This window comes from Kitasatospora sp. NPDC089913 (assembly GCF_044748625.1).
Classification (GTDB): Bacteria; Actinomycetota; Actinomycetes; order Streptomycetales; family Streptomycetaceae; genus Kitasatospora.
Genome location: NZ_JBIVGI010000006.1, coordinates 379,808 through 385,974 on the forward strand (window position 1 = coordinate 379,808; position 6,167 = coordinate 385,974).

General features: G+C 74.4%; 8 protein-coding genes. 3 read left to right on the forward strand and 5 right to left on the reverse strand.

Annotated features, from left to right (window positions below; translation table 11 throughout):
• Positions 1 to 21 precede the first annotated feature (21 nt).
• Both ACIPYS_RS13080 and ACIPYS_RS13085 read right to left on the reverse strand, forming a co-directional pair.
• Positions 22 to 408 carry a VOC family protein gene (locus ACIPYS_RS13080; protein ID WP_400745844.1) on the reverse strand — a complete coding sequence of 129 codons (387 nt, stop codon included), beginning with the start codon at positions 406 to 408 and terminating at the stop codon, positions 22 to 24.
• A gap of 200 nt (positions 409 to 608) precedes the next feature.
• Positions 609 to 821: a DUF6011 domain-containing protein gene (locus tag ACIPYS_RS13085; RefSeq protein WP_093860838.1), complete on the reverse strand. Its 213-nt coding sequence runs from the start codon at positions 819 to 821 to the stop codon at positions 609 to 611.
• 52 nt (positions 822 to 873) lie between these two features.
• Here ACIPYS_RS13085 and ACIPYS_RS13090 point away from each other — a divergent pair, with 52 nt between their 5' ends.
• The gene (locus tag ACIPYS_RS13090) at positions 874 to 1,641 is read left to right on the forward strand and encodes a TetR/AcrR family transcriptional regulator (RefSeq protein WP_400745848.1); all 768 of its coding nucleotides are present in this window, start codon (positions 874 to 876) and stop codon (positions 1,639 to 1,641) included.
• Here the strand turns inward: ACIPYS_RS13090 and ACIPYS_RS13095 are convergent.
• Entirely contained in the window at positions 1,628 to 2,029 is a 402-nt protein-coding gene (locus tag ACIPYS_RS13095; RefSeq protein ID WP_173862066.1) for a helix-turn-helix domain-containing protein, read from the reverse strand. The genes ACIPYS_RS13090 and ACIPYS_RS13095 overlap by 14 nt on opposite strands.
• A 94-nt stretch (positions 2,030 to 2,123) precedes the next feature.
• On the opposite strand from ACIPYS_RS13095, the gene ACIPYS_RS13100 reads away from it, so the two are divergent.
• Positions 2,124 to 2,972 (forward strand): SDR family oxidoreductase, encoded by an 849-nt coding sequence (locus ACIPYS_RS13100; RefSeq protein ID WP_400745851.1) that lies wholly within the window; start codon positions 2,124 to 2,126, stop codon positions 2,970 to 2,972.
• Positions 2,973 to 3,171: 199 nt separating this feature from the next.
• The gene (rarD, locus tag ACIPYS_RS13105) at positions 3,172 to 4,191 is read left to right on the forward strand and encodes an EamA family transporter RarD (protein WP_093860834.1); all 1,020 of its coding nucleotides are present in this window, start codon (positions 3,172 to 3,174) and stop codon (positions 4,189 to 4,191) included.
• Here rarD and ACIPYS_RS13110 read toward each other — a convergent pair.
• Positions 4,181 to 5,077, reverse strand: coding sequence for an ABC transporter permease (locus ACIPYS_RS13110; RefSeq protein WP_093860833.1), 897 nt, complete (start codon positions 5,075 to 5,077; stop codon positions 4,181 to 4,183). The two genes, rarD and ACIPYS_RS13110, sit on opposite strands and share 11 nt — an antisense overlap.
• On the reverse strand, positions 5,064 to 5,996 hold the full coding sequence (locus ACIPYS_RS13115) for an ABC transporter ATP-binding protein (protein ID WP_231978611.1): 933 nt from the start codon (positions 5,994 to 5,996) through the stop codon (positions 5,064 to 5,066). The genes ACIPYS_RS13110 and ACIPYS_RS13115 overlap by 14 nt, the downstream gene beginning before the upstream one ends.
• Between the last annotated feature and the right edge of the window lie 171 nt (positions 5,997 to 6,167).

The window sequence follows — 6,167 nt, forward strand, 5'->3', positions numbered from 1 at the left end:
GCGCCGCCTTTCGCGGTGCCGTCAGTGCTGCTGCTCCGCCCATTCCACGAGCTGGACCACGACCCCGTTCGGGTCGGTGACCTGGAACAGCCGCTCCCCCCACGGCTCCTCGCGCAGCGGCATGGTGATCTCCACCCCGGAGGCCCGCAGCCGGGCCTCCTCGGCGGCCACGTCGCCGACCACGAAGGCGAGGATCAGCCCGTCGGCGACCCGGTCGCGGAACCCCTCGGGCAGGACCTCGGTCCCGCGCCGCAGGAAGACCACGTTCACCCCGGCGCTCTCGTGCCCGAGTGACGCGAACCCGTCCGCCGCCATCTGCTCGGCGAACCCGAAGTGCTCCCGCAGGAACGAGGCGGACGCCTCGACGTCCTCGACGGTGAGTGAAACGGCGGAGGAAGTGATCTGCATGTCCGATGGCCCTCTCGTCGACCTTTATCCCGTACGCAGTACACTATACATAGTACGGAGAATGAGGCCACGGTGATGCCCGTCACAGTGGCGGTCGCACTCGAAGCGGGGCGCATCGGAGCGCCCGAAGCGCCCGAAGCACCGGGAGCGTCGGGGGCGCCGAAGCGTCGGAAGGGTCGAGGCGCCGGAGGCGTCCGGAGCTAGGGCGCGCCCCGGTCCAGCCCGGGCAGGGCGTCCTGCTCGACCTCGTGCCGGGCGACCCGCTCGGCCGGGTCCCGGCACTCGGGGCCGAGGCGCAGGATGCGCGACTCCGGGTCGTGCAGCGGTCGGTGGCAGCGGCGGCAGGTGACCCGGGGGCGGACGACCTCGCGGGTGTCGGTGCCCGGCAGCGGGTCGGGGTCGGCGGTGGTCATGGCTCCGACCGTACCGGCGGGCGGCGCGGCTCCGGCGTGAAAGGATCGGTCCATGGCCAGTGACCGCAGCAGTGCCGGGGACCCGGCGCGCACGCTCGCGCTGCTCTGGGGCGTGTCGGCGGAGGAGAAGCCCGGCCGGCGCGGGCCCCGGCAGGCGAAGTCCCCGGCGGAGATCGCCGCCGCCGCGATCGGGATCGCCGACGCCGAGGGGATGGACGCCGTGACCATGCGGCGGGTCGCCCAGGAGCTCGGCGTCTCGGCGATGGCGCTCTACACCTACGTGCCCGGCAAGGCCGAACTCGTCGACCTGATGCTGGACACCGCCTACGCGGACATGCCCCGCACCGTGCCGGCCGGGGACGGCTGGCGGGCCCGGGTCGCCGCCGTCGCCGAGGACAACCGCGCGCTCCACCGGGCTCACCCGTGGACCGCCGTCGTCGCCACCGGCCGCCCGCCGCTGGGGCCGGGCCTGATGGCCAAGTACGAGTACGAGCTGCGCGCCTTCGAGGACTCGGGCCTGTCCGACCTCGATCTGGACGCCGCGCTCACCCATCTGCTCGGCTTCGTCCAGACCTGCGCCCGGGCGGCCGCCGACCAGCGCGCCGCGCGGCAGGAAAGCGCGATGACCGACGCGCAGTGGTGGGAGGCCAACGGCGAGCTGCTCGCCCGGGTCCTCGATCCCGAGCGCTACCCGGTCGCGGCCCGGGTCGGCACCGCCGCCGGCGAGGCGCACGGCGCCGCCCACGACCCCGACCACGCCTACACCTTCGGGCTGGCCCGGGTGCTGGACGGCCTGGCGGCGCTGATCACGAACGGCTAGGGCGCGCGTCGTACTCCTCGCGGGCGCCCTGGACGGCGCACATCCGGTTCTCCACCCAGTGCGCGAGCGCCGACACGAACGTGGCCGCCTCCTCGCCGAGCGGCGTGAGGCTGTAGTCGACCCGGGGCGGGATCACCGGGTGCGCCTCGCGGAGCACGAAGCCGTCCCGTTCCAGGGTCTGCAGGGTCTGCGCGAGCATCTTCTCGCTGACGCCCGCGACCCGGCGGCGCAGCTCGCTGAAGCGGTAGCCGCGCTCCTGCAGGGCGGCCAGCACCAGCACGCCCCAGCGGCTGGTGACGTGCTCCAGCACACCCCGGGAGGGGCACATCCGGTCGTAGACGTCGGGCATCCGGTCGAGCAGCGGCGAGTCCTGAGTCATTACCTCCATGTCAGTACCCTACTTCAAAGTGCGTACTTTCCAGAAGTTAGTGCCGTTCCTAGAGTGAGTGTCGAAGCAACCGCGACATCACGAGGAGCAGGACATGTACGTCGTCACCGGAGCCACCGGACAGCTCGGCCGCCTGGTCGTGGAGGGGCTGCTGGCAGCCGTTCCGGCGAACGAGATCGCGGTGCTGGTGCGGTCCGCCGCCAAGGCCGAGGAGTGGGCGAAGCAGGGCGTGCGCGTCCACGAGGCCGACTACAACCGCCCCGAGACGCTCGCCGGGGTCTTCGCCGCCGGTGACCGGGTGCTGCTCATCTCCGGGAACGAGTTCGGTCGCCGGACGGCCCAGCACGGTGCGGTGATCGACGCGGCGAAGGCCGCCGGGGTCGCGCTGCTCGCGTACACCAGCATTCTGGGCACGGCCACCTTCGGGCTGGCCGACGAGCACCGGGCGACGGAGGAGGTGCTGGTCGGCTCCGGCCTGCCGCACGCCCTGCTGCGCAACGGCTGGTACACCGAGAACTACCTCGGTGACGCCGCCGGCACGGTCGAGCGCGGCGCGGTGGTCGGCAGCGCCGGCGCCGGCCGGGTGGCCACCGCCCCCCGCCGCGACTACGCCGACGCCGCGGTCGCCGTCCTGGTCGGCGAGGGCCACGAGAACAAGGTCTACGAGCTGAGCGGCGACGTCGCCTGGAGCCTGACCGAGCTGGCCGCCGAGCTGGCCCAGGCCTCGGGCCGTCCGGTCGAGCACCGGAACGTCACCCCGGCCGAGCACCGGGAGGTGCTGATCGGCGCGGGCATGCCGGAGGGCTACGCCGATGTGTTCGTGGACGTGGACGCCGGTATCGCGCGCGGCGAGCTGGCCACCGCTCCCGGTGACCTGGCCCGGCTGATCGGCCGCCCGACCGTGCCGCTGGCCACGACCGTCCGGGCCGTCCTGGGCGCCTGATCCCCGGACGCCCGGTCCCGGAGTGACCGGTCCCCGGACGCCCGGTCCCGGCTCCCCGCCACTCCCGGCCCCGCCCGCGACGGTCCGTCGCGGGCGGGGCCGGGGGCATGTCATGACCAAAAACCGCGTACGGAGATGACAGGCGCGCCCGCGCCCGCTACCGTCGGCTCGACACTCGCGTGCGGAGGGCAGACGGTCCATGCCAGACACAACCCAGCAGGAGGCCGGTCGCGGCCTCTGGTGCGGATTCGCCGCCTACGGCATATGGGGGCTCTTCCCGCTGTTCTGGCCGTTGCTGGAGCCCGGCGCCGCCGACGACATCCTGGCCAACCGGATGGTCTGGTCCCTGGTCGCGGTGGTCCTGCTGCTGGTCGCCCAGCGGCACTGGGGCTGGATCCGCCCGCTGCTCCGCCAGCCCCGCCGGCTCGCCATGCTGGGCGCCGCCGCGACGGTGATATCGATCAACTGGGGCGTCTACATCTGGGGCGTCAACACCGGGCACGTGGTGGAGACCAGCCTCGGCTACTTCATCAACCCGCTGGTCACCATCGCCTTCGGCGTGCTGGTGCTCAAGGAGCGGCTGCGCCGGGCCCAGTGGGCGGCGGTCGGCATCGGCGCGCTCGCGGTGGCGGTGCTGGCCGTCGGCTACGGACGGCCGCCGTGGATCGCGCTGACCCTGGCGTTCTCCTTCGCCACCTACGGGCTGCTGAAGAAGAAGGTCGGGCTGAGCGGGCTGGAGAGCCTGGCCGCCGAGAGCGCCTTCATGTTCCCGTTCGCCCTCGGTTACCTGGTGTACCTGGAGGCCGCCGGCCGCGGCACCTTCGGGCACACCGCGGCCGGGGAGTACGGCTGGGGCCACAGCGGACTGCTCATGCTCAGCGGGGTGATCACCGCCGTCCCGCTGCTGCTCTTCGGCACGGCGGCCGTCCGGGTGCCGTTGAGCGTGCTCGGGCTGCTCCAGTACCTGGCGCCGGTGTTCCAGTTCCTGATCGGCATCGCGGTCTTCCACGAGTCGATGCCACCCGCCCGCTGGGCCGGGTTCGCCCTGGTGTGGGCCGCGCTCGTGGTGCTCACCTGGGACGCCCTGCGGCGGGTCCGGGCCGACCGGGCCCGGACCGCCGCCACTGCCGCCGCCGCCACTGCCGCCACCCCTGCCGCCGGAGCGAGCGGGGCCGCCGCGGTGGCCGGGACGGCCGACGCCGTGCCGGTCAGGCCGTGATGTCCCGCGCGGTGAACCGGGACCAGGCCGCCGAGCCGAACACCGCCACATAGGCGGCCTGCAGCCCGAGGTTCTTCAGCACCCCGTCCCACTCCATCGGCGCCCGCAGCAGATCGCCGAAGGTGAGCCAGTGGTGGGTGAAGAGGAACGGCTGGATCGCGTGCAGCTGCGGGAAGCTGTCCAGGATCTGCACCGTGATCACCAGGCCGACCGTCGCCGCCATCGCCGCGATGCCGCTGCCGGTGAGGGTGGAGACGAACAGCCCGATCGCGACCAGCCCGGCCAGCGAAGCCGCCACCACCCCTGCCACCAGGACCGCCCGCAGCAGCGCCGACCCCAGGCCGATGGTCTCACCGGAGATCAGGGTGACATCGCCGACCGGGAACAGCGCCGCCCCGGCGATCACCGCCGCCGTGGCGACGGTGACCGTCGCCGCCAGGCAGAACACCAGCCCGGCGGTGAACTTGGCGGCCAGCAGCCTGGTCCGTCCGGCCGGTGCCACCAGCAGGTAGCGCAGGGTGCCGGTGGCCGCCTCGCCCGCCACCGAGTCCCCGGCGACCACGCCGACCGTCATCGGCAGGAACACCGGCAGCGCCACCGCGAGGGCCGTGAACACCAGGAACAGGCCGTTCTGGGTGACCTGGGCGATGAACGCCGGCCCCTCGCCGCCGCGCGGCCCGTCCGTCTCGATCCGGACCACCACGCCGATCAGGATCGGCAGCAGGGCCAGGATCCCCAGCAGCACCATGGTCCGCAGCCGGCGGAAGGTCAGCACCAGCTCGTTGCGGAACAGCGCCAGGAACCCGGCCGCCGTCTGCGGGCGCCGTCCGGTCGCCGCCGCGACCGCCGGCACCGCCCCGGTCGCCGCCGCCTCAGCCCGCGACATCGAAGCCCTCCCCGGTCAGCGCCACGAAGGCGTCCTCCAATGTGCCCCGCTCCACGCCGAAGCCGTGGACCCGGACCTCTGCCGCGACCAGCGCCGCGCACAGCCCGGGCAGCGCGTCCTCGGCGAGCGCGCCCAGCTCGCCGTCCACCCGGTTCTCGGCGATCCGGAGCTCGGTGACCTTGTGCGCGAGCAGCACCTCGCCCGCCCGGTGGGTGTCGGGCGTCCGCACCACCAGCCGGCCCCGGGCCCGGGCGGCCAGCTCGGCGACGGTGCCCTGCACCAGCAGCCGGCCGCGCGACATCACGGCGGCATGGGTGCACACCTGCTCGATCTCGTCCAGCAGGTGCGAGGAGAGGAAGACCGTGGTGCCCTCGGCCGCGACCTCGCGGATCAGGGCCCGGATCTCCCGCATGCCCTGCGGGTCCAGGCCGTTGGTGGGCTCGTCCAGGACGAGCAGCTCGCGCGGCTGGAGCAGTGCCGAGGCCAGGCCGAGCCGCTGCTTCATGCCCAGCGAGTAGGCGCGGGCCTTCTTGCCGGCCGCGGCGGTCAGACCCACCCGGTCCAGGGCCTCGGCGACCCGCCGCTGCCGGGTCCGCGGGTCGGCGGTCGGGTCGGCGGCGTCGAACCGGGCCAGGTTGTCCCGGCCGGGGAGGAAGCCGTACAGCGCGGGCCCCTCGATCAGCGCGCCGACCCGGGGCAGCACCGAGGACACCGACTGCGGCATCGGCTCGCCGAGCACCGAGGCGACCCCGGAGGTCGGGGCGATGAGCCCCATCAGCATCCGGATCGTGGTGGTCTTGCCGGAGCCGTTCGGCCCGAGGAAGCCGAAGACCGAGCCCCGGGGCACGCTCAGGTCCAGCCCGTCCACGGCGAGCTGGCCGCCGCGGAACCGCTTGGTCAGGCCCCGGGTGCTGATCACGTCGTCGGACCGGTGGGAGGTCGAAGCGGCACGGGGGGGGGGGGGGGGGGCCCCCCCCCGCCCCCCCCCCCCCGCCCGGGCCGGCCCCCCCCCCCCCGGCCCCCGCCCCCCCCCGCCCCCCCCCCCCCCGGCCCCCCCCCCCCGGGGCCCCCCCCCCCGCCCCCCCCCCCC